This is a genomic window from Saprospira grandis DSM 2844 (assembly GCF_000275825.1).
GTDB lineage: Bacteria > Bacteroidota > Bacteroidia > Chitinophagales > Saprospiraceae > Saprospira > Saprospira grandis_A.
In genome coordinates this window covers 2,164,695-2,186,564 of the sequence record NZ_JH719942.1, presented here as the reverse complement: position 1 = coordinate 2,186,564, position 21,870 = coordinate 2,164,695, and the positions used below count along the sequence as shown (strand labels likewise).

At 44.8% G+C, this 21,870-nt stretch carries 17 protein-coding genes and 1 pseudogene; 9 read left to right on the top strand and 9 right to left on the bottom strand.

From position 1 onward, the window contains the following. Positions 1-386 precede the first annotated feature (386 nt). The 4 genes from SAPGRDRAFT_RS10035 to frr form a co-directional block, all read right to left on the bottom strand. Complete coding sequence (locus tag SAPGRDRAFT_RS10035) at positions 387-1,664, bottom strand: M16 family metallopeptidase (protein WP_002659171.1); 1,278 nt, start codon at positions 1,662-1,664, stop codon at positions 387-389. Then, on the bottom strand, positions 1,664-3,859 hold the full coding sequence (locus SAPGRDRAFT_RS10030; protein ID WP_002659170.1) for a tetratricopeptide repeat protein: 2,196 nt from the start codon (positions 3,857-3,859) through the stop codon (positions 1,664-1,666). Before SAPGRDRAFT_RS10030 ends, SAPGRDRAFT_RS10035 begins: the two co-directional genes overlap by 1 nt. 492 nt (positions 3,860-4,351) lie before the next feature. After that, entirely contained in the window at positions 4,352-5,746 is a 1,395-nt protein-coding gene (locus SAPGRDRAFT_RS10025; protein WP_002659169.1) for a DUF389 domain-containing protein, read from the bottom strand. Between the two features lie 143 nt (positions 5,747-5,889). Further along, on the bottom strand, positions 5,890-6,453 hold the full coding sequence (gene frr / locus SAPGRDRAFT_RS10020) for a ribosome recycling factor (RefSeq protein ID WP_002659168.1): 564 nt from the start codon (positions 6,451-6,453) through the stop codon (positions 5,890-5,892). Positions 6,454-6,691: 238 nt separating this feature from the next. On the opposite strand from frr, the gene dcm reads away from it, so the two are divergent. Both dcm and SAPGRDRAFT_RS10010 read left to right on the top strand, forming a co-directional pair. Next, positions 6,692-7,891: a DNA (cytosine-5-)-methyltransferase gene (dcm, locus tag SAPGRDRAFT_RS10015; RefSeq protein ID WP_002659167.1), complete on the top strand. Its 1,200-nt coding sequence runs from the start codon at positions 6,692-6,694 to the stop codon at positions 7,889-7,891. Next, the gene (locus SAPGRDRAFT_RS10010) at positions 7,884-9,047 is read left to right on the top strand and encodes a type II restriction endonuclease (RefSeq protein ID WP_002659166.1); all 1,164 of its coding nucleotides are present in this window, start codon (positions 7,884-7,886) and stop codon (positions 9,045-9,047) included. The genes dcm and SAPGRDRAFT_RS10010 overlap by 8 nt, the downstream gene beginning before the upstream one ends. Before the next feature lies 1 nt (position 9,048). Here the strand turns inward: SAPGRDRAFT_RS10010 and SAPGRDRAFT_RS10005 are convergent, their stop codons facing one another. Next, complete coding sequence (locus SAPGRDRAFT_RS10005) at positions 9,049-10,866, bottom strand: ABC transporter ATP-binding protein (RefSeq protein WP_002659165.1); 1,818 nt, start codon at positions 10,864-10,866, stop codon at positions 9,049-9,051. 676 nt (positions 10,867-11,542) lie between these two features. On the opposite strand from SAPGRDRAFT_RS10005, the gene SAPGRDRAFT_RS09990 reads away from it, so the two are divergent. Then, positions 11,543-12,124: a hypothetical protein gene (locus tag SAPGRDRAFT_RS09990; RefSeq protein WP_002659164.1), complete on the top strand. Its 582-nt coding sequence runs from the start codon at positions 11,543-11,545 to the stop codon at positions 12,122-12,124. 61 nt (positions 12,125-12,185) lie between these two features. On the opposite strand, the gene SAPGRDRAFT_RS09985 is transcribed toward SAPGRDRAFT_RS09990, so the two are convergent. Next, positions 12,186-12,824, bottom strand: a complete 639-nt coding sequence (locus tag SAPGRDRAFT_RS09985) for a hypothetical protein (protein WP_002659163.1) — start codon at positions 12,822-12,824, stop codon at positions 12,186-12,188. A gap of 130 nt (positions 12,825-12,954) precedes the next feature. Here SAPGRDRAFT_RS09985 and SAPGRDRAFT_RS09980 point away from each other — a divergent pair, with 130 nt between their 5' ends. The 3 genes from SAPGRDRAFT_RS09980 to SAPGRDRAFT_RS09970 are packed head-to-tail and all read left to right on the top strand — an operon-like array spanning position 12,955 to position 14,690. Next, positions 12,955-13,512, top strand: coding sequence for a hypothetical protein (locus SAPGRDRAFT_RS09980; RefSeq protein ID WP_002659162.1), 558 nt, complete (start codon positions 12,955-12,957; stop codon positions 13,510-13,512). 12 nt (positions 13,513-13,524) lie between these two features. Continuing rightward, on the top strand, positions 13,525-14,100 hold the full coding sequence (locus tag SAPGRDRAFT_RS09975) for a hypothetical protein (RefSeq protein WP_002659161.1): 576 nt from the start codon (positions 13,525-13,527) through the stop codon (positions 14,098-14,100). A gap of 11 nt (positions 14,101-14,111) precedes the next feature. Continuing rightward, positions 14,112-14,690 (top strand): hypothetical protein, encoded by a 579-nt coding sequence (locus SAPGRDRAFT_RS09970; protein WP_002659158.1) that lies wholly within the window; start codon positions 14,112-14,114, stop codon positions 14,688-14,690. A gap of 515 nt (positions 14,691-15,205) precedes the next feature. Here the strand turns inward: SAPGRDRAFT_RS09970 and dnaG are convergent. Then, positions 15,206-17,257 carry a DNA primase gene (dnaG, locus tag SAPGRDRAFT_RS09965; RefSeq protein WP_002659157.1) on the bottom strand — a complete coding sequence of 684 codons (2,052 nt, stop codon included), beginning with the start codon at positions 17,255-17,257 and terminating at the stop codon, positions 15,206-15,208. A 176-nt stretch (positions 17,258-17,433) separates the two neighbouring features. Further along, positions 17,434-18,248, bottom strand: a pseudogene (locus tag SAPGRDRAFT_RS09960) (IS5 family transposase). A gap of 315 nt (positions 18,249-18,563) precedes the next feature. Here SAPGRDRAFT_RS09960 and SAPGRDRAFT_RS09955 point away from each other — a divergent pair. From SAPGRDRAFT_RS09955 to SAPGRDRAFT_RS09945, 3 genes are read left to right on the top strand one after another with little or no spacing between them, the layout of a single operon-like run. Then, a complete protein-coding gene (locus SAPGRDRAFT_RS09955; RefSeq protein WP_002659155.1) occupies positions 18,564-19,592 on the top strand; it encodes a reverse transcriptase domain-containing protein in 1,029 nt (342 codons plus the stop codon). A 19-nt stretch (positions 19,593-19,611) separates the two neighbouring features. Further along, positions 19,612-19,929, top strand: coding sequence for a hypothetical protein (locus SAPGRDRAFT_RS09950; protein WP_002659153.1), 318 nt, complete (start codon positions 19,612-19,614; stop codon positions 19,927-19,929). 16 nt (positions 19,930-19,945) lie between these two features. Continuing rightward, positions 19,946-20,821 carry a phosphoribosyltransferase-like protein gene (locus SAPGRDRAFT_RS09945; RefSeq protein ID WP_002659152.1) on the top strand — a complete coding sequence of 292 codons (876 nt, stop codon included), beginning with the start codon at positions 19,946-19,948 and terminating at the stop codon, positions 20,819-20,821. Here SAPGRDRAFT_RS09945 and SAPGRDRAFT_RS09940 read toward each other — a convergent pair. Then, a complete protein-coding gene (locus SAPGRDRAFT_RS09940; protein ID WP_002659150.1) occupies positions 20,808-21,584 on the bottom strand; it encodes a TIGR02757 family protein in 777 nt (258 codons plus the stop codon). The genes SAPGRDRAFT_RS09945 and SAPGRDRAFT_RS09940 overlap by 14 nt on opposite strands. Positions 21,585-21,870 lie beyond the last annotated feature (286 nt).

The window sequence follows — 21,870 nt, the reverse complement described above, 5'->3', positions numbered from 1 at the left end:
AAAAGCCCTTACAAAACTTTAAACAGACTCGCCGAAGAAGAACCTTAAGCTAGGAAAAAGACAGATGGGCGGCGAAGCCGCCGCAGGCAAAGGCCAAATAGAAGCCCTGTCATTTCTATCCTTTGATTTAATTTCCTGCTATTCTGCGTTATTTTTCTCCCCCATAGCTAAGGCTATGCCTTTAAAAAATGCCTTGACTAGCCTGAAATTCTTATCAAAGAATGGCCGAAGCGCCAAGACTTCCATTCGGCCTAGCGATGTGCAGCAGTGGTCGCAGGCCAGACCTAGCGGGCTTTGCCCGCGCAGGGCCGAGCAGAGAGCGAGCTGCGACAACAAGGTCTTTAGACCGCAGTTCGACGACTAAAAGGAGTAACGCCCCAAAAAAACTAGCCAAAAACTACCTCAGTAAGCTGTTCTTTTTGGAGATAAGTTTGGGCAATGCGCATCACCTCGGAGGCGGGCATAGCCAGAGTAGCCTCTACCAATTGGTTATAGAAACTGGCATCTAGGCCCGATAAAATCAGCTCCTTCCAGACTTCGGATAGGTTAAAAACGCCGTCTGTAGCGCTAAGAAACATACCGAGTGAGTAATTTTTGAGCATTTGCATTTCTTCTTCGGGCACGGGCTCCTCTTGCAGCCGCTCTATTTCCTTGTAAATTTCGGTCAAAGCGGCGGTTTTCACCTCCTTGGCCACATCCGTATAAATATAGAAATAGCCCGCATGCCGCATCAGTTCCTCTGCCGAGTAGACGCTATAGGTATAGCCCTTATCTTCTCGGAGGTTTTGCATTAGTCGGGCGCCATAATAGCCGCCCAAAAGCGTATTGCTAAAATGGAAGGCCGCATAATCTGGCGACTTTTGCGAGAGTGCTCGGCGGCCAATGCGGATAGAGGCCTGTTGGCTTTCGGCCTTGATGGCAGGATAGTGGAAGGCGCCCATTTCGGCTGGGGGCAAAAGCAAGGCAGAGCCCTCTGGGCTTGGCCCTTGAGGCAGGCGGCTTAGCTCTGTTTTGAGTAAATCCATGCTTGCCGCATCGGTTTTTCCGCTAATAATCACTTGGCAATTATTGGCCAAAAAACAGCGCTGATGATGGGCCAAGAGCAGCTCTCGATTAAGCAAATTGTAGTCTTCTGCCTCACTATTATAGCCATAGGGGTGTGTGCTACCAAAGAGCTTTTCGGTAAAGATGCGATAGGCTTGCAGCTCATTTCGTTGGAGCTGAATGCGCAGTCTTTGCTTGCTCAGCTGCTTAAATTGGTCCAGCTCTTCTTGCTCAAACTGAGGATCTAGGAGTAGATCCATAATGGCTGGCAGCAATTTGGGCAAATGCTTAGACAGACAATAGAGGCGAATACTCAAGCCATCAAAATCGTCAGAAATCTTGAGCTTGGCCCCATAAAAATCAAAGAAATCGGCCAGTTCATCGGCTGTGCGTTGGCCAGCTCCGGCCTTGAGCAGGGCGGCGGTTGCTCGGGCCTGCAATTTATGTTCTTCAAACCAGCGGCCCGCCTGAAATAGCCATTCGATTTTGAGGACCTCTTGGCTGCCCATTTGCAGCTCGTGCAAAATGAGGCCATTGGCCAGTTCTTGCCGCTCGGGAGCGGGCAAAGGCAGCTGGCGGATCTGATGTATAGGAGGCCTTTGGGCCAAAATATTTTTCATTACTGTACTTTTCTAGGATCGTAATTGGGATTGATGGCTTTCCAGCGGCGGCCATATTCTTGGGCCTTTTGCTGGGCGGCGGCTCCTCCCCCATTTTCGGCCAATTGCTTATAGGCCGCTTCTAAGTTGTAGAGGATAGCAATATTGTTGGGCATAACGGCCAAGGCCTCCTCAAAATAGCGGCTGGCCAACTGCGGATTTCCGCCAATGCCATAGGCAATACCCATTAGGCGGAGGGTTTCAAAATCTTGGCCATTGCTGAGAGTATAGGCCTTTTGTAGTTCATTGACGGCCTCTTGCAGTTTATTGAGTCGCTGGCCCAATACTCTGGCCTTGTCTCGATGCGCGACGGTCATATTGTTATTTACATCGGGGTGCTCTGGGCGATAGACCTTGACCTGATTAAAGCAGGCAATGGCCTGATCAAATAGTTTTAGGGCCTCTTGGGGCGCATTCTGTTGCTCCTTCAGTTCGCCCATATAAATAAAGGCATTGCCTTGCAACAGCCAAGCATTGGTATAGCTAGGGTGCAGCTCGATGGCCTTGGCCGCATGGCCTTGGGCCTTTTGCAAGAGGCGCATTTTTTCGGCTGCTGGCATTTTGGGGTCTTTAATGCGTTCTTGTAACACCCCAGAGACTGCATTGTTGAGTTTGGCGCTATTGGGCGAAACCTCCACATCGGTGGTAAAGAGGGTATAATCATCATACCAGGCAGGATTTCGGTCTATGGTTTTATAGGCATAGAGGGCCGAAACAAAGAGCAGGCTCCAAAGTCCCATAGAATAGTTTTTCACCTCTTCTTTATTATCCGGCATACGGCGCAGCAGGGCCAACAGCCCCAAGGCGGACAATAAACTAAAGCCGACAGAAGGCATAAACATAAAGCGCTCGGCCATATTGGTCCCAATGGGAAAGAATAAATTGGAGACCACTGAAAAAGTAGCGGCATAGAAGATCAGCGCAAAGGCGTAGGGTTTCCGCTTGAGCAAGCCCATAAAGGCCCAAACGGCCAGAGCAATATGGAACAATAAGATCAAGAGTACCCAAGGATCGGTTAGGCTTGGAATTTCATTTTTGGCCCCACGGATATGCTTGGGATAATAGTCATTGGTTAATGGATGGGGAAGCACCAAAAGGCGGACATATTCGCCCCAGGTATAGAGCACCGTTCCATAGCGTTCTGAATCGCTAAAGGGAACATATACCTGTGTTTTGCCATCGGGGGCGGGGGCCAACTTGAGGTAGGGATCATTCATTAGTTCTACAGCGGGCTCTGTTTTGCCATCCCAACCAATAGCGGGATTGCGCATAGCAAACCAAAATACGGCAGCGGCTACTACAAAGGGAACCGTCCAAATCAATAGTTTGTCGATGCCCAATTGCTTACGGAAAAAGTAGAACGAAAGCGGGATCAAAACGATAAAGGGGATGGCGCTTTCCTTAGAAAAAAGGGCCACAAAAAAGGCCAAAATTGCTCCGCCGGCATAGAGAAAGAGTTTTTTGGGCTGGTCCACGGCTTTAAGACTCCAATAGGCCGCCAAAATAGCGCCTAGGGTCACCATAATTTCATCTCGGCCCTTAATGTTGGCCACGGCCTCGGTATGCAAGGGGTGGGCGGCAAAGAGCAGGGCTGTGGCAAAAGCCAAAAAGTGCAAGAGCTTTTTGTCCTTGATTTGAGGATCAAAAAGGGCCATAATCCAGAGAAAAAGGACCAGCACCAAGATAGCGTATAAAATGGCATTGATAGTATGGCTAATTTCGGGATTCCCATCATAGAGCTGTCGGTCTTTTTCGTCTTTGAGCAGATTGCCCTGAGCATCCTTAGCGGGGGTACCAAACAACTGCATTTCTAGGGCAAAGGTGGCTAGGGTAAATGGCCGATAACGGCCCCCAGCCACCAAATTGCGTTTGCTCCCAAAAAAGCCCACAAAGGTATCCTCCCCCCAAATGCCTGGCATGCCCTTCAGGCCAAGGCGAGTAAACTGATTTTTCTGAATCACGATACTATCATCTACTGCATATTGGTGGCCCAAGGTATTGGCGTAAAGCAGAAAAGAGACAATAAATAGCAGGTAGAGCTGCCAATTGGTCTTTAGCCAAAAGCTAGCTTTGGCGGCAGTTTGCGCTTTTGCTTTGGGGGCTTGCTGGACCTTAGGCGCCTTTTTTGGCGGTTGTTGTTTTTTCTTTTTTGCCATATCATCAAGTCAATCAAATCATAAAAAAGCTCATCTACAGCCAGTTTTGCTATAGATGAGCTCAATATTAAGAAAAAAGCGGCGCATAGAAAACATTTCCCTAGCTGCAGGCATTAGGAGATGCTTTGTTTTTAGAGTCTGCTGTTGTTTTGGGGCTGCCCCGCCCTGCGGGCGGGTCGGGCTGTGTGGGGGCTCGCAGGTCTGCTCGGCCCATCGCTTTTTCGCTTTGCTCAAAAGCTCGGTCTGGCCTGCGGCCACCCCCTACCATCCCTCAGCCTGCGGCGGCTTCTCCGCCTGTAGGATGTATATTTCTAGCTTAAATTAACCGCCGAAGAAGAAAGCCCAAAAGCCCAAAGACCGTTGAGCGGCCTAGCGATGTGCAGCAGTGGCCCGAAGGGCCAGACCAAGCAAAAAACTTTTTTTTGCGCAGGGCCGAGCGAATAGCGAGCTGCGAAACGTAGCGCCGCAGCTTTGCTGCGGAGGCCCCAAAACCTAATAATTTACCACCTCTACGGTATCTAAGCCCAATTCTAGTTGCAGATATCTACTCAGGTTTTGGGTGTATTTATCGGCTTGGCGGTTATTTTTCCAGTGGATGAGGGCTGTGGGCAGGGTATCTGTAATGACAGAATCTTGGAGCTGGCTACTTTTGACCACCTCACTCAGGCCGATAGCCTCAATATCGGGGTAGAGGGCTGCAATTTTGCGAGAAATCTTGTCCAGATTGGCTTTATGGATAGGATGTTGGGCCTCCTTCATGCGGGCGATCTCCTCTCTTAGTTCACGGATTTGGCTTTCTCGGCTTTCGATCTCCTCGGTTTTTCGGCGATAAATCTCCTCATATTTGCTCACATCAAAATTTTGTTGGGGGAGATCTATTGGTCGTTTTTCGGTAGACTGATGGATATCGAGAAAAGTATGTTCTAGCTCATAATTTTTCAGTTTTCGGCTAAACTCTGCAATGCGTTCATCGCTAAGTTCTTCACCAAACATAATGACCTCAATGACGGAGGAATCGCTAGCGTACTTGGCCTTATATTGCAGGACCTCACTTTTGTCCATCATCATGAGGTTTTCGCTAACAAAATCTTTGGCGCGGCGGGTAAAAATGGCCTCATTGACCACATGAATGGCTGTAAAGATACTGGGCACCACAGTGACTACAACGATGAATAAAATGGCCCATTTCATTTGTTTTTCTCGTTTCTTATCGAGGAACTCAATTTGGGGAAATTGCAAAGAGCGCACGACGATCATGGTGGTCAGGGCAATAAAGATTGAGTTGATAAAGAAGAGATAAAAGGCGCCCATAAAGAACTCTAGTTGCAGGGTGGCCAAGCCGTAGCCTGCCGTACAGAGTGGGGGCATGAGGGCTGTAGCGATGGCCACCCCAGGAATAGCATTTCCTCGGTCGTGGCGAGAGCTGGCCACAATACCGACCACCCCACCCAAAACGGCAATGAGTACATCATAGAGCGAGGGTTGTGTTCTGGCGATCAGCTCGGCGGTAGGCTCTTTGAGGGGAGACATTAAGAAGTAAATAGCGGCGGCGCCGATGCTGAGGACAATCATGAGGACCAGATTGCGCAAAGAGTATTTGAGCGTACCGAAATCATTGGTGGCTACGGAAAAGCCCACCCCGACGATCGGTCCCATTAGGGGCGAGATAAGCATGGCCCCAATCACCACAGCGGTAGAATTGGTATTGAGTCCGATAGAGGCGATCAGGCAGGCAAAAATGAGGGCCCAGAGGTTGCCACCTCTAAATTCGATGCTCTTTTTGACGTTCTCGGTGGTTCCGGCTTCATCGGTATCTAGATGCAAGCTAAACAGGCGGGTAATTTCGTCCCAGAGACGCTTGAGCAAGTAAGTAAATGTATTTGGCATACTATACAATTTTGAAATGGACTATCAAGATACAAAAGCGATTTAGTTTTTTGTCTCTTATAGCCTCAAATGGCGATTTTGGTCACAAAAAAAGAGCAACTGAAAACAGTTGCTCTTTTTTGTTAAGTCTGTCTTGAGGCAGATTAAACCGTCATGAGTTCTTCTTCTTTTTTAGCAAAGATGCTATCCACCTGCTTGCTATACTTATCGGTTAGTTCTTGTACTGTTTGCTCGCTGCGTTTTCCGGCATCTTCGGGGTAGCCTTCTTTAACGGCAGCTTTTACATCTTGGATGGCATCGCGGCGGGCGTTGCGGATACTCACTTTGGCATCTTCTGCAAAGCCAGAAGCTTGCTTTACCAATTGCTTACGGCGTTCTTCGGTAAGTGGTGGCACAACCATACGAACCACTTCTCCGTCACTTTGAGGGGTAATTCCCAAATTAGCGCCATAGAGGGCTTGCTCTACGACAGGGACCATTTTCTTTTCAAAGGGTTGGATAACGAGGGTTCGAGCATCGGTTGTTTTGATGCCGGCCACTTGGTTGAGTGGTGTAGGCATACCGTAATACTCTACTTTTACGTCCGCCACCATTTGCGGGCTAGCTTTTCCAGAGCGAATCTTGATGAGTTCGCGCTGAAAGTGGACAATACTGTTTTGCATGCCTTCTTCGGCAGCTTCTAGGGCTAAATCTATATCTTCTTGCATAGCTTAAATGGTAATTATAAGGTTGGAAAGGAAGCTGTTGCTCAGCTTTTTCGCAAAGAACGCTGCTATATTACAACTTTTGAGGCTATTTTTCAATGAACTTATTTAAGAACTATGAAAAATGGGGGCTTACCGTAGTAGGAACCAAGAAGGTTTGTAAGAAGTAAAACAAAACAGTTGTGGCAAACGTAATTTTTTCCTTGTACCTTTGTGTAAAATTACGACATAGACTTATTTTATGAATAAAGAACGTATCAAGTATTCCGACATTCGAGAATTATTGGCTATTGAAAAGCGAATTCCCAAATTTGATGATGGCTTAGCTGCTCTAACTCATTATCTACAAAATCAAGAAAATGGGGCTAAAAAATATTTTTCAGAAGCGGCTAAAACCTTTTTAGCGGGAAGAGCACTAGAAGCCCACCCATTTTTTGAGCTTGAAAATGAAATCCAATATGATGTTCCCTTCCCCCCTACTGAAGCAGCCAAATTTAAATTCATTGATTTATTTGCTGGAATCGGGGGGTTTCGTTTAGCGTTTCAGCAATTAGGAGGAAAATGCGTTTTTACTTCTGAATGGGATAGATTCTCTCAAAAAACCTATGAAGCTAATTTTGGAGAAATTCCATTTGGCGATATTACTAAAATTGAAGAGTCACAGATTCCTCAACACGATATACTCTTAGGTGGCTTTCCCTGTCAGCCCTTTTCACTTGCAGGAGTAAGTAAGAAAAATAGTTTAGGGCGCAAACACGGCTTTAAAGACGAAACACAAGGCACTTTATTCTTTGACATCGTTCGGATTTTAGAAGCAAAACGTCCTAAAGCCTTTTTGCTCGAAAATGTCAAAAATTTGGTATCTCACGATAAGGGAAATACCTTCAAAGTAATTAAAAAAACTTTAGAGGGCTTAGGCTATAATATCCATACTAGAGTACTAGATGGAAAGCACTTTGTGCCACAACATCGAGAGCGTATTTTTATTGCCGGATTTGACCAGACTCACTTTCAGCGGGAAGAGAAATTCCAGTTTCCAGACCTTCCTGTAGCCAATCATGTAGTTGAAGAAATTTTAATATCTGATGTACCTCAAAAATATACTTTAAGTGATAAGCTTTGGGAATATCTTCAAGCTTATGCTAAAAAGCACCAAGAAAAAGGCAACGGTTTTGGGTTTGGGATAGCTCAACCTGATAATATTACAAGAACACTAAGTGCACGTTATCATAAAGACGGATCCGAAATCTTAATCCCTCAAGAACAGTCAAACCCCAGACGTTTAACTCCTAGAGAGTGTGCCCGCCTACAAGGGTTCCCCGAAAACTTTATTATCCCAGTATCTGATACTCAAGCATATAGACAATTTGGAAACTCTGTAGTAATGCCCCTAATTCATGCTATTGGTCAAGAAATGATAAAAACACTACAGTATGACTAGCCCACTAGAACTAGCTATTACCGCAGTAAGCAATAGTCGCTACGCCTTCTTCAAATTTATATCTGCAAATGATGCTGGAACAACAGGGGGGCATCAAGCAGGTTTCTACATGCCCAAAAGTACAGTTCCTTTAATGTTTGAAGATGGGCCTGGCATTAAAGGCACAAATAAGGATCGTTTAATTCAAATAAAGTGGCAAAATGAGTTTACTACTGATAGCCGTTTTATTTACTATGGTAAGGGGAGCAGAAATGAGTATCGCTTAACTCGATTTGGAAAAGGTTTCCCCTTTCTTAAAGAGGGTAATGTTGGCGATCTCTTTATTCTTGCTCAACCAGAAGAGGATGAATATCTAGCTTATGTTCTACAAACAGACGAAGAGATTGAGGACTTCTTAAATGCCTTTAATCTATCACCTACAGATAGCAACCAACTTATTGAGAAATCTGCCTTAACTATAGACCAATGTTTTCAGAGTTATATTGAACAACTTACCGTTGAGTTCCCCAAAACTATAGCGCTTGCAAAACAAGCAAGAACCTGTTTTAATCAATTCAAGCAAGTTAAACCCACAGATGTATTAAAGCATCCTGATGCTATTCTTTTAGACTGGGTTAAAAGTGAATATGAGTTATTTAGAGCCTTAGAAAACAATCGCTATCAAGAGCTTATTAAACATCCTTTAGGCTCTGTAGATAATTTAGTTGCTATCGCGAATACAGTGCTTAATCGACGGAAAAGTCGTGCTGGCAAATCATTAGAACATCATCTTGAGGAAGTATTCTATCTTCACAAACTAGAATTTGCCACTCAAGCAAAAACTGAAGGGAAGAAAAAACCAGATTTTCTCTTCCCTAATGAAACAGCCTATCAAGACCCGCTTTTTCAAAGTAAACAGCTTACCCTATTAGCAGCTAAAACAACTTGCAAAGACCGTTGGAGGCAAATTCTTAATGAAGCCCACCGTATTCCTAAAAAACATCTATTTACGCTTCAACAAGGAATTTCTAAAAATCAGTTAATAGAAATGCAAAAAGCTAATGTCCAGCTAGTTGTTCCTAAGGCATATAAAATAGCTTTCCCAAAAGAGTTTAGACCTCAGATTCTATCTCTAGGAGAATTTATTGCAGAAGTGAAAGCAAAACAAAATAACTAGCCTATAAACGCTGCAAGGCCACCAACTTTGCATAAACCCCATTTTGGGCCACTAAGGCGGCGGGGCTTCCTCTTTCTACAATTTTGCCTTCTTGCATGACTAAGATTTCATCGGCTTTTTGGACCGTAGAGAGGCGGTGCGCAATCAGCAAGGCAGTGCGCTCTTGCATGAGCTCATCTAGGGCTTTTTGTACGGCCTGTTCCGATTCGGCATCTAGGGCCGAGCTGGCCTCATCCAAAATGAGAACCTGAGGGTTGCGCAGCACCGCTCGAGCAATAGTTAGCCGTTGCCGCTGCCCCCCACTGAGCTTCATGCCTCGGTCGCCAATATTGGTTTGATAGCCCTCTTCTTGCTCCATAATGAAGTCGTGGGCAAAGGCAATTTTGGCCGCCGCTTCTACCTGCTCTTTTGTTACATCGGGCAAACCAAAAACGATGTTGTTATATATGGTATCATTAAAGAGAATGGCATCCTGAGAAACCATCCCAAATAAGGCCCTCAAATCTTGTAGGCGATATGCCGAAAGCGGCTCGCCATCCAAAAGGATTTCGCCAGCTTGGGGCTCATAGAAACGGGGAAGTAAATCGGCAATGGTTGATTTTCCAGACCCCGATACGCCCACCAAGGCGATAGTTTTCCCTTTTTCTAAGCGAAAGCTCACTCCATCCAATACTTTTTGGTCCTTTTCATAGCCAAACTGAATGTTCTTTACCTCTATGGCTTCTTTGAGCTCACTAATGGGCAAGGCATTGGGCTGCTCATCAATTTCTCTGGGCGCTTTGAGGATTTGGTTGAGGCGATCGGCTGCAGCTCGGCCCTTTTGCACATCATAAAGGGCCGTGGCAAAGGATTTAGCGGGATCAATAATATTGTAAAACATCAGGATGAACATCACAAAGGTCGAGGCATCAAAAGCGCCATCAAAGACCAAATGCCCACCATAGAGCAGAAGGGCCGCAATGACGCAGATGCCCAAAAATTCGGTTAGCGGAGAAGAGAGGTCCTTACGCCACTGAATCCGATTACTCACATTGAGGTAATAGCTATTTTCTTCGGCAAAGCGTTCTCGCTGAAAACCCTCGGCCCCAAAGGCTTGGATCACTCTTAAGCCCCCAATGCTCTCTTCTATTTGAGAGAGGATGCGGCCCAGACTTGCCTGCGCCTTGGCCGAGTTTTTCCGCAAAACCTTACCCAACTGGCCAATAATGAGGCCCACAAAAAGGAAAAGCCCAAAAGAAAAACCCGTTAGTTCTGGGCTAATATAGAGCATCACGCCTACCGAACCAATTAAGGTGAGGGGCGAGCGGACCAAAGTTTCTACCGAACGCAGTACGCTCCATTGCAGCTCTTTGACATCCGAGCTGAGTCTCGACATCAGGTCCCCTTTGCGCTCTTGCGAGAAGTAGGAAAGCGGCAAACTCATCAATTGGCCAAAAACGGCCTGTCGCAAATCTCTTTCGATACCATTTCTTACGGGAGCCATGACAAAAAGGGCCAAATAGCGGAATATATTCTTAAAAAAGAAAGCCCCAATCATGATCCCACAAACCCAAAAAAGGGCCGCGGGTCGCCCATGCTCCTGCATATACATAATCAATTCCCGATTGAAAAAAGTTACCCACTGTTCGCTCCAACCTGCCGTAGGATCTTGGGCGGGCAGGCTAGGCATTTCCTCCTTAAACAGAATATCGAGAAAGGGCCCCAAAAGCATGAGCGAAAAGATGCTAAAAAAGGCGGTTAGGGCATTAAAAATCACATTGAGAACGCCTAGGAAACGGTAGGGTTTCAGATAGGCTAAAACGGCTATAAATGCTTTCATTTTCAGGCCCATTTGGGCAAATTAGTGAAGACTAAATAACTGGGGTTGGGGGGCAAAGTTGCCAAAGTACAAAACAAAATGCAATAGCGGCTCATCTTGGCCACTTTTTGGCCCATACCTACCAAGGAGTAGATGAGTGGGCTATATTTCCGGATATTTTGGGGCTGCCCACTCGCTTCGCTCGGGTCGGGCCATTGCGCAGCTCGCAGGTCTGCTCGGCCCTGCGGCGGCTGCGCCGCCTTGGTCTGCCGCCTTCGGCGGCCCTGCTACAGCCCCTCAGCCGGCGGCTTCGCCGCCTCTAGATGCAGAATAACAGATTTTGAATGAAAGCAGCTATTCTACACAGCCCCAATAGCATAGATAAACGCCCCTATGGCCGAAGGCCAAACGGCCACAACAAGCCCTTTAGGGCGTCTTCGACGACCAAAGGGAGTAACCGATGTGGAAGGGTGGCCCTATGGCCGAAGGCCAAACGGCCTAGCGATGTGCAGCAGTGGCCGTCAGGCCAGACCCAGCGGGCGAAGCCCGCGCAGGGCCGAGCGAATAGCGAGCTGCGGAACGTAGCGCCGCAAGGCGAAGCCGCAGCGGAGGCCCCAAAACAGCAAACTAATTTTGAGTAAAAAAACTATCTTGAGTAGACTTATTTTATTATTTACCGAAACCTTAGCCTCCACTTATGAAACAGCTCTTTTTCTTTCTGCTCTTAGTTATTTCCCTTTCTTCTTGTCAGAAAATTATGCTTCGTTATTATGGGGTGAAGCAGCCCAAAGAGGAGACCGCCAGCAGTTTATACGACTATTTGCGAAAAAAAATAGCGGTCGACAGTCAGCAGATTGCGCATTTTACTGGCTATCAGCAGTATGCGGAATTTGGACCAGAGGCGCCAGAGGTGTACATCTTCAATCGGGAGGGCTATCGCTTGCGCTATAAGCCAGATAGCATAGATTGTTCTGGGGGATTGACCTTATTTTTGGAACAGTGGGAGCAAATGGATAAGCTAGACATTGATAGCAGTTTGCAATTGTCTGATTGGGCCCCTTTTTTTCAGCAGGCTTTTAGCCAAAAGAGCTATAGTATGGCCGAAGATAGCGACTATGTATTTTTTATTTTCTGGGGCAAATTTATGGGCCGCATCAACCAATCGGCTTATGATTGGTACGAGCAGATTGAGGCCATCAATGCCAAGGGCAAAGAGCGTTTGGAGCTACAGATGATTGCTGTAGACCCCATTGAAGGCTGGGAAAAGCCTGAAAAATAGGCGCTAAAAAGCGAGAATCAAAAAATGGGAGTATAGCGCCAAGCTATACTCCCATTTTGCTTTAGTCTTCCATCAAGACCTCATAAATATCGTCTAATTCATCAAAGGATTTGTAGCCGACTTTTTCCTCTTCGCCTCCTTTAAGGGAGAGGCCTTTAATGCCGAGGGCCAGAATATCGTCTAGCTCTGAGGCCTCAAAGGGGAGGCTCAGGCAGAGCGGATAAGTTTGGGCCAGCTCGGCCAATTGGGCTTTTTGCTGGGGGTTGAGGTCCTTCCAATGCATATTATTGCGCTCTAGATCGAGCAGAAAAAAAGCCGTATAAGGTTGCCATTCGGCATAAGTGCTAGCAAGATTGGAGAGATCGTCTAGGGATTCTAGCACATCCTCCTTAATAATTTGGGTATGTTGGGCCAATTCTTTGGCGGCGGCCAGGCTAGAAAAGGGGCCAAGTTGAATAGCTTGCAGGCCTAGTTTTTCGATCCAGGGCAAGAGTTCTTCGGTTTGGTTGAGGCCCATAAACTCCCCAACGATTTGGGGGCCCACCAGCCATTCCTTCATGGCTTTAAACTCTGTAATAGAAAGGGCTTCGGCAGCATTGGGGTCAATACAAAAGCCCATATATTCTACGCCCCAGGCGGCAAAATAGCGGGCGTCTGTCAGGTTGGCCATTTGAGAGGCCTTAATCATTGTTTTTAGCATGCTGGTAGATTGAAGTTTGGGCAAAGGTAAGCAAGCGCTTTTATTTCTCCCATTTTGGGCCTTTTAAATATGGGCCTGCGGGGCGAGACAAGCTCCTATTTTTTTATTAAATTGAGGAAAACAGAACATTATGCAAAAATTCCTATGGATCTTGTTTTTGGCCCTTCCCCTCTTTGTTTTGGGCCAAGACAAAAAACCCGATGCTAGTTTAGATTGGGAACGTTTTTTTATGCCTGGAGTGGGCTATAGCAGTTTTATCCCTCAGCAGAATATAGATAGTTTGGGCTTATTTCATGGTATCAATGCCCAAATTGTGATTTTTAGCATTGGGAGTTCGGATAAGTATAGTCCGGGCTATCTTCGGATAGAAGGGCGCTACAGCCAGTTGGGCAGCAGCAAAAAGGGGGGCGAAAACCTAAGTTATTGGGGATTTTCGTTTTTGGGTTCTTTTGAGCGAGGTATTCGTCGGCATTTTATGGTGCCTTATTATGGCTTGGAGCTAGGCGGCATATCGAGAAGTTCGGCAGAGCAGGGCTTTCAGTTTAGTCCAATTTTGGGTTGTAATATTTATCAGGCCGAGCGGTTTTTGGTCCATATTCAGGCCCAATATCCTTATGTAAACAACAAAGAATTTGACCAGTACAGTGGTCTTCAACTTCAGGCGGGCGTTTCGGTGGCCGTTTGGTAAAATCCCCTTTTTATGCGATTATATTTATTGCTGCTCTTTCTGTGGAGCGGCTGGGCCTTACAAGCTCAAAAACAAGATAGTTTAGCCATTTGTAAACTGCGTCCAGATTATTCCTGGGAAGCTTATGCGGTTCCTGAAATAGGCTATGATTTTTATACCCCACTCAATGATAGTTTGGGTAATGCTTATCATGGACCAAGTTTTCGCTTTAGCTTTTATCAATATAGTTATGATGATGAAATCTGGGGGCCCGCCTACCTCAATTTGTATGTTCGTTTGCAGCGTTTATATGAAACAGAAAAAGGCATTAGTCAGCAATTTTTATGGGGACTTGGTGCAGAGTTTTCTTTTGAAACAGGCTTATATCGCTCTTTTTTCGTGCCTTATTTTGGAGCCGATTTAGGAAATATGGGCCGCTCTGATCTGGGCAGTAGCTTTCAGTTTAGCCCCGTACTAGGCCTTAATATTTTGCACAATAAGCGCGTTTCTTGGCGCATCAACAGCCGCTATACCTTTGCCACGGGCGAGCACAATAGCTCCCTAAGTGGCTGGACCCTAGGCAGTAGTATACAATTTAACTTTTGGTAAATCCCCTTTTCATGAAAATGCTTTCTTTTCTCTTCTTGCTGCTCCTCCCCTATTGGGCCAGCGCCCAGGAGCAAATCAATAAACGCCCTAAAAAAGAGTATCTGGATGAGGCGGGCCGCCTTTTTGCCCCTGCCCTTGGCTACAATACTTTTTTCCCAATACAGTATGATCAAACGGGGCCTTTTCACGGTCCTTCTTTTGGCTTTGAGCTCTACAACCAAACCATGGAAGGCGATTTTTCTCCCGCTCAATTTGCCTTTTTTGCGCAGTTTAGCCAGCTACAAAGCCTAGAGCAAGCCGACATCCAAATGTTGCTCATTAGTTTTGGGGCGCGCTTTTCTTTTGAGCAGGGCTTTCGCCGCCGCTTTTTCTTGCCCTTTTTTGGGCTAGAGTTTGGTGGGCTCGCCCGCAATGATGTGGATTGGGCCCCTCAACTAAGTCCCTTTTTGGGCCTAGAAATTTATCATGGAAGAAATTGGGCCTGGGAGCTCAAAGGTAGCTATACCAATGCCCTGAGCGCTGATATGCGTCAATTGAGCGGGGGCCTCATTCATACGCATATCTATATCAATTTATGGGAGGATAATTAGGGGCCTCCGCTGCGGCTTCGCCTTGCGGCGCTACGTTCGGCAGCTCGCTCTTCGCTCGGCCCTGCGCAAAAAACAAGTTTTTGCTTGGTCTGCGGCTTTGCCGCACTGCCTACCATCGCTAGGCCGTTTGTCTGCAGCCTAAAGGCCGCAGCCATTCTTCTTGGGCCTGGGTCTTTCTTGCCGCAGCGGCTTAAAAGCCCCTGCTTTGTTTATGGAAAGGAGATATTTAGTTTTCAGCTCCTGCCGCTTTTAAGCTGCAGGCCAATTGTTAGCGAGGAGTTAACTTCATGAGGGTTTTAACCCTCATTCATCAATCATTGCGAAGCAATACCGTTGTTGCTGTAGGTTTCAACCTACAGTAAAAAGGGCCGAAGGCCCGCAGGCCTAGGGGCCTGAAAGGGGGCCGCGCAGCGGCAGACCTAGGGCGAAATGAAATGAGCCCGCAGGGCCGAGCAGAGCTGCGAGCCCTGCAAGGGCCCGGCCGCCGAAGGCGGCAGGCCCCAAAAAAATAATCATCAACGCAAAATAACCGTCTTTAACTGAGCAGCTAGTTCGGTTTGTTGGGCCTTGAGCTTTTGGTGAATTTTGAGGTGCAGGATGAGCTCCTCCATTTTGTCGGGCTGACTTTGGAGCAGCTTAATCTGTTGTTGGTTTTCGGCCAAAAGGCGCTCTTGTTTATGGAGCTTGAAGCGCAAAATGCCGCTTTTGGCATCGGCTACATGGTTTTGCTCGGGCATTTCTTGGGAGTTGAGGTAGACATTTAGGCGCTCCCAGCCGGGCGAATAAATATAGGGGTCGGCCAATAAATTGATGGCCAATTGGGCCAGTTCGGCCTTGGGATGTTGGGTAAAATACTGGGAATTGATGGGCTCTCCCTCCTCCAAACGATCAATGCAAAGCTCAATGATTTCGGCATAGAGGGGTTGGTCAAACTCGGCTAACAGCTCGCCCATATTGAGTAAAATAAACTCGGCCAAAGTATCGGCTTCCTCGGCATCGGGCCAGGCTCTATCGCCAAAATTGATCAGCAGGCGCAAAATATCTTTTTCTTGAAAATGGCCCAAAACGGCAGCGGGACCAGTTTGTGGGTCTGTAGCGGGACCGGCCATATTGTCGGGAGCGTACTCCCCTTCTGCATGGGGACCAAACTGGTCCTCCTCCATAGGCGGGGGCAATTCGCCGGGGGCCAACTGTTGTTTTTGTTGATTTCTTTGTTGGCGGCGGGCCTGTTGGCGTTCCTCTCGGCGGGCATCTTTTTCGGCATCAGATTGCGCCTTAGCGATGCGTTTATTGACCTCAATATGAAGAATTTGCTCACTAATTTCGAGTCTTTGGGCGCAGCTACGGACATAAGTGGCTCGTTTGAGGCTATCGGGAATTCTGGCGATACTGCCCACAATATCTTGCAGTAATTCGGCACGGGCCAAGGGATCATCGGCCTTATCCTCTAGCAAAAGATTCATCTTAAAGAGGATAAAATCGGTAGCCTGTTGTTCTAGGTACTCTCTAAAGGCCTTGAGGCCCAGCTTCTGCAGGTAAGAATCGGGATCTTCGCCTTCGGGGACCAGGACCACCTTAACATTCATATCTTGCTCCAGAATCAGGTCGAGTCCACGCAAAGCGGCCTTAATTCCGGCCTTATCGCCATCATAAAGTAGGGTCAGATTAGGCGTATAGCGTTTGACCAATTGGATTTGGCCGGGGGTGAGTGAGGTCCCTGAAGAGGCCACCACATTTTCGATCCCCGCTTGGCTGAGGGCCAGCACATCCATATAGCCCTCCACCATGTAGCACTCCTTAGCTTTGACGATCGCTTGGCGGGCTTGATAAATTCCGTAAAGGATTTTGGACTTTTGGTAAATATCGGATTCGGGCGTATTGAGATACTTGGGTTGTTTCTTATTGTTGCCCAGCATTCGGCCCCCAAAGCCGAGGACTTTTCCCGATAAATTATGGACCGGGAACATGACGCGGGTTCTGAAGAAATCATTGCCGTATTGAGTGGCGAGTCCAGCTTTTTGGAGTAGTTCTAAATCGTAGCCTTTAGCTTTTGCGGTTTGCAGGAGGTCGCTATTTCGGCCATTGGCAAAGCCCAGCCCAAAGCGGTCAATTGTTTTTTGCAGCAGGCCTCTTTCCTTAAAATACGAAAGGCCAACCGAGCGGCCATAATCCGTTTGCATTTGGGCGGCAAAATGCTTTTGTGCAAAGTCGTTGATAATATAGAGGCTATCGGCTTGGCGTTGTTGTTCCTTATATTCCTCAGAGCTTTCCTCCTCTTCAATTTCGATATTATAGCGTTGGGCCAAAAAGCGGAGGGCCTCGGGGTAAGAGATCGTTTCATGTTCCATGACAAAATTCACGGCATTGCCGCCAGCGCCACAACCAAAGCATTTATAAATGCCTTTGGCTGGAGAGACCGTAAAAGAGGGCGTTTTTTCGCCATGAAAGGGGCAGAGACCGATCAGGTTGGCCCCTCTTTTTTTGAGGTGGACAAAATCGCCTACCACATCTTCGACCTTTACGGTATCGAAGATTTCTTGAACCGTCTTTTCTGAAATGTACCCCATTGAGTGCTCGTTTTTGCAAAAGTACAGCTTTTTGGGGGAAGGAGAAGGGGGAAGGGGCAAATTGCTGGGGTTCTTTCTGTATTTCTGTTGGAGCCTAGATATAGGCCTTTTGTGAAAAACCTTTCAAATAAACAGCCTAAAATCTTTGTTTTATTTTTTTTATTAAATGAGTTTGTTTAAAAATTTCGTTTTAGGAAAATAAGTATAAAGGCTAAATAGTGTAGACTCGCCCAGTTGTCGGCTTTTCTTTCAAAACGAATGAGTAAAATTTTGAATGCGTCAATCCATGCGTTAGTTCGCTCAACAGAAAAGCGTTCTTTGTAAAGTTCCTCATCTATAATATCTTGATAATAAGCTTTTTTTCTATTTCTTTTGTTGTGGTCAATATTAGGGATAATGCCCATTTTTTGGCAGTTTTCTCTAAGTTTTTTGCTATCAAACCCTGCATCAGCATTCATAAATAAACCATCAGGAGAGATGTCTGAAAGCTGCAGATCGGCAAGCATTTTTTGGAAATGACTCTCGATTTCAAACAAATCATTATGGTTTCCCGCAAAAGGCGGAGACATAGCGATTGGCAGCCCATTTTTATCTGTGAGAAAGAGAGCATTTGTGGTTTTGGACTTTTTTCGGCCCTGATAACCCACAGCTTCGCCCCCTCTTTTCGCTGGGGTATGACTTCCGTCAAGCTGTATACTAGATAAATCTAAACAAGATTTTTCATGGGCTAGAAATTGGATCCACACTTTTTGCCAAATACCAGACTCGGACCAGCTATTGAAGTAGTAATATACTGTTTGCCAGCAAATTAGAACTTCGTCAAAAAAGATTGTATCGGTAATTCTCTCCACTGACAACCTGTTTTAAGCCTATAAATTATCGCTTTAACAATTTGCCACAGAGGCGCTTTGGTTTTTCGAGCCAATTTTTTTTCGGGAAAAAATGCTAATATTTTTTCCGTAATAAATTCTTTTGATAAATTCACAACCATGTTGCAAAGCCTTTTTTTGTTTTTGTCGTAATCAACAATAATAAGCGCTTTGCAGCATTTTTTTTTGCCTTAGTCTAGCTGCTGACTAAAAAATTTAAACAAGCTCAATATATTCACAATTGATAGCGAGTCGCTATCCTTGAGAGAACCCTCTTTCAAGCTTGATCTCGTGTGAATGTCCGCAAAATCAAAGATTATTGCAGCCATTCACACGAACTTTACTTAATTGGGAAGTTATAAATTGCGGACAGATTATTCAATATAACTTCCCTATTAAGATAAGAGGCTTTCAAACTAATTTAATACTTCAGAAAAATGACTTTTTCTTCATACGAAAAGCGATTTACTGATCTTGCTAAAAAAAGAAACTACTCATCTGAAGTAATTACGAAATGTTTAAGCTATGCAGAGCCCTTAATCAGAAAAAAGGTTCCTGTTATATATAACATTGCTCATTTTTCTAGCCATGTAGGATACACCGTAAAATACATTAAAAGAGCAATTAAGCATACTGATTATTTTTATCGCCACTATGAAATATCTAAAAAAAATGGCGGTAAAAGAAAAATATCTGAACCACTTCCTAGTCTACAGGAAATTCAGAACTTTATTCTAACAAAAATTCTCTATAAGCAGAAAGTCAGTCGATATAGCAAGGCATACGTACCAGGTCGATCAATTTTAATGCATGCAAAATATCATGTAAACAATCACACTGTATTAACAATTGATTTAAAAGACTTTTTCTCTTCCATTAGAACGCATCACATAGAAGCTATTTTCAAAGAAATTGGTTACAGTCAAATAGTTTCTAATATGCTTGCAAAGATATGCACATTAAATGGAGGACTACCTCAAGGTGCATCAACTAGCCCTGCCTTATCTAATATTTTCTTTAGTAAAATTGATGAACTAATCGCCAAAGAAGTTCGTCCTGAAATTAACTATACTCGTTATGCTGATGACCTAGCATTTAGTGGTGAGACTATAGACAAAGAGGTTCTAGTAGCTAAAGTTCAATCTATATTAGAGCCTTATGAGTTAAAAATTAACGCCTCTAAAACTAAGTTAATGACACAACACCAGCAGCAAATTATTACAGGTATTGTTGTTAATAAAAAGCTACAGCTTCCTAGTAAAGACCGACGAAAAATTAGACAAGAGCTGTACTACATAAAGAAATATAACATGGCAAGCCACATGAGCAAAAAAAATATCCATAACAAGAAATATGCTGCACGCCTATTGGGTAAAATAAATTTTGCTTTGTTACTAAATCCTAAAGACAAAGAATTTATTGAATACAAGAAAGTAATGCACGAAATTATTCAACATACTATTTAGTTTACTAATAAGCTTAACGATGAATAACACGCATAAAGCATACTTATTAAAAATCATACGTTTTGATGGTAACTTAACCCCTCTCATTGATTTAGGCTATGACTATATAGAACTAATAGCCGAAATAGAGTCTTTTTTAGAAAAGAAATATGTTGCAGAAAATGAAGGCCTTTTAAGTGTTACACAAAAGGGCGAAGAATTTATAACTAGCAGTAATAAGGATAGTGGCAAGTCTAATTTGACAAAATTGATAGAGCCTGAACATCAAAGCAAAATTCGAAAGTTAGACAAGAATGATATATTTTTACCCGAAACTAATGTAATAGATTTTTTATAAAGTATTTAAAATCATCATGTCGAAGCCTCAGATAGACATAAAAACTACTCTTGAAGCAAGGAAGCTTTTTAAGGCTAAAAACTGGTCTTTAGAGAGCTCTAGGTTTGAAAGCTTCATGCATTGTTTGTCATTACTAAATGATGATGAAAAACAATTACTGTTATCTCTAACAGAAAAATTCAAGGAAATAGGAATTTCCTCTCATATAAGAGAACTACACAACGCTTACGATAAAATACCCAAACATAAAGTCAATGGTGCTGAAAAAATATTCATATACCCATTAACAAGGTTTTTCGAGCAAAAAAGCAATAAGGAAATTAAAAAAATAGACGCTAAACCCAAAAGTGGCGAACGTATGTATTCTCTACTTAGTAGCGACAAAGTCCATGCATTTAGAAAAAATAAAAAAATTATTCTAGGAGAAGATTTATCTGAAATTTTCAAAAATTTTAACTGGGAGATAGACCTCTTAATTCTCATAGATGATTTTGCAGGAACTGGTGATACAGCTCATGATATTTGCAAGCAGTTCTTAGATTTAGATTTAACCCCAGGCAGGTTAAAGCCCGAAAATATAATAGTTTTAACAATGGCTGCTCAACAGAAAGCTGTTAACAATCTAAAATCCATTAACATTTCTCTTTATGCTAATCACATTAGTGGTAAAGGAATTTCATCAAGCTATCCTGACTTCCAAAGGAAAATTTCAATGATGCAAGAAATGGAAAAAAAAATTGGCATGAGGCGAAGAGCACGAAATAGATACAGTTTGGGATTTAAAAAGTCTGAAGCATTATACTCTTTTCAAAGACCTCCTAATAACACATTTCCGATATATTGGGCAAAAACAGAAAAAATACAAACTCCCATTTTCCCTAGATTTGATTAAACGCCCCCTCTACCCCCATCCCAAACAAAGCAAAATCATACTTTGCGGGATCTTCGGCACAAAGCGTTCTAGCAGCTTGCCCCAACTCCAAACAAGCCGCCCAATCGTCTTTTGTTCTTTTCAAAAGCCCCAAGGCCCTGGCCTGCCGACCGACATGCACATCTAAGGGAAGCAGTAGTTGCGCAGGCGAAATTTGCCGCCAAAGCCCAAAATCTACCCCTGCCTCATCTCGACGAACCATCCAACGCAAAAACATATTTAAACGCTTACAAGCCGATTTCCGCGCAGGAGTAGCAATGTGTTTCCGAGTCCGCTGAGGGGCCTCTTCTAAGGCAAAAAAGTCTTGCTCAAAGCCGAGCAAAGCCGGCCCAACATGCTCATCTTCTGGCCCAAGATGCCGCGCAAATGCCTGCTCCAAACTATCCTCTTTTTGGTAATATTGCTGCAACCAATGCAAAAAATAAAGGGCGTCCGTAGGCTGAAATGTCCGATGCTTAAAGTCCAAAAATGCCTTGCGGTCCGCCTCCTCATGGTTGACAATAAAATCATGGGGCGCATAATCCATCAACTCCAACAAGCGCTTTCCACTCTTAATGATGCTGGCCCTACGCCCCCAAGCCAAAACAGCCACCCAAAAGCCAATGATCTCCCGATCAGCCGCCTTACTCAAACTATGCGGCAAACTAATCGGATCATCTTTGATAAAATTTGGTCGGTTGTATTGCGCCACTTTTTCATCCAAATAGGCCTTGATATCTTTCATTTTTTTTGTTTTTGGGGCCTCCGCCTGCGGCGGGCGCTATGTTGCGGGGCTCGCTGCTCGCTCGGCCCTGCGGCAGCAAAGCTGCCTGGGTCTGGCCCTTTGGGCCACCCCTCCACAGCGCTAGGCCAAATGCGCTAAAAAAAACTTTGGCCCTCTTAAAGAGGACCAAAGTCGAAAACTAAACCCTAAAACCCATGAATAAACTTTAAATGCGTCATAAGCGCATGAGCTGACTTAAATTAACCGCTCCATCAGGAGCTGTCTAAGTTGCTTAAGTTCTATTAGT

What these genes read in the sequence shown, in the direction of transcription:
- SAPGRDRAFT_RS09990 (WP_002659164.1), top strand. Translation starts at nt 11,543, where the DNA reads ATGAAACAGCTCTTTTTCTTTCTGCTCTTAGTTATTTCCCTTTCTTCT.
- SAPGRDRAFT_RS10005 (WP_002659165.1), bottom strand. Translation starts at nt 10,866, where the DNA reads ATGAAAGCATTTATAGCCGTTTTAGCCTATCTGAAACCCTACCGTTTC.
- SAPGRDRAFT_RS09950 (WP_002659153.1), top strand. Translation starts at nt 19,612, where the DNA reads ATGAATAACACGCATAAAGCATACTTATTAAAAATCATACGTTTTGAT.
- SAPGRDRAFT_RS10030 (WP_002659170.1), bottom strand. Translation starts at nt 3,859, where the DNA reads ATGGCAAAAAAGAAAAAACAACAACCGCCAAAAAAGGCGCCTAAGGTC.
- dnaG (WP_002659157.1), bottom strand. Translation starts at nt 17,257, where the DNA reads ATGGGGTACATTTCAGAAAAGACGGTTCAAGAAATCTTCGATACCGTA.
- SAPGRDRAFT_RS09970 (WP_002659158.1), top strand. Translation starts at nt 14,112, where the DNA reads ATGAAAATGCTTTCTTTTCTCTTCTTGCTGCTCCTCCCCTATTGGGCC.
- SAPGRDRAFT_RS09980 (WP_002659162.1), top strand. Translation starts at nt 12,955, where the DNA reads ATGCAAAAATTCCTATGGATCTTGTTTTTGGCCCTTCCCCTCTTTGTT.
- SAPGRDRAFT_RS09975 (WP_002659161.1), top strand. Translation starts at nt 13,525, where the DNA reads ATGCGATTATATTTATTGCTGCTCTTTCTGTGGAGCGGCTGGGCCTTA.
- SAPGRDRAFT_RS09945 (WP_002659152.1), top strand. Translation starts at nt 19,946, where the DNA reads ATGTCGAAGCCTCAGATAGACATAAAAACTACTCTTGAAGCAAGGAAG.
- SAPGRDRAFT_RS09940 (WP_002659150.1), bottom strand. Translation starts at nt 21,584, where the DNA reads ATGAAAGATATCAAGGCCTATTTGGATGAAAAAGTGGCGCAATACAAC.
- SAPGRDRAFT_RS10025 (WP_002659169.1), bottom strand. Translation starts at nt 5,746, where the DNA reads ATGCCAAATACATTTACTTACTTGCTCAAGCGTCTCTGGGACGAAATT.
- SAPGRDRAFT_RS09955 (WP_002659155.1), top strand. Translation starts at nt 18,564, where the DNA reads ATGACTTTTTCTTCATACGAAAAGCGATTTACTGATCTTGCTAAAAAA.
- SAPGRDRAFT_RS10010 (WP_002659166.1), top strand. Translation starts at nt 7,884, where the DNA reads ATGACTAGCCCACTAGAACTAGCTATTACCGCAGTAAGCAATAGTCGC.
- SAPGRDRAFT_RS09985 (WP_002659163.1), bottom strand. Translation starts at nt 12,824, where the DNA reads ATGCTAAAAACAATGATTAAGGCCTCTCAAATGGCCAACCTGACAGAC.
- SAPGRDRAFT_RS10035 (WP_002659171.1), bottom strand. Translation starts at nt 1,664, where the DNA reads ATGAAAAATATTTTGGCCCAAAGGCCTCCTATACATCAGATCCGCCAG.
- dcm (WP_002659167.1), top strand. Translation starts at nt 6,692, where the DNA reads ATGAATAAAGAACGTATCAAGTATTCCGACATTCGAGAATTATTGGCT.
- frr (WP_002659168.1), bottom strand. Translation starts at nt 6,453, where the DNA reads ATGCAAGAAGATATAGATTTAGCCCTAGAAGCTGCCGAAGAAGGCATG.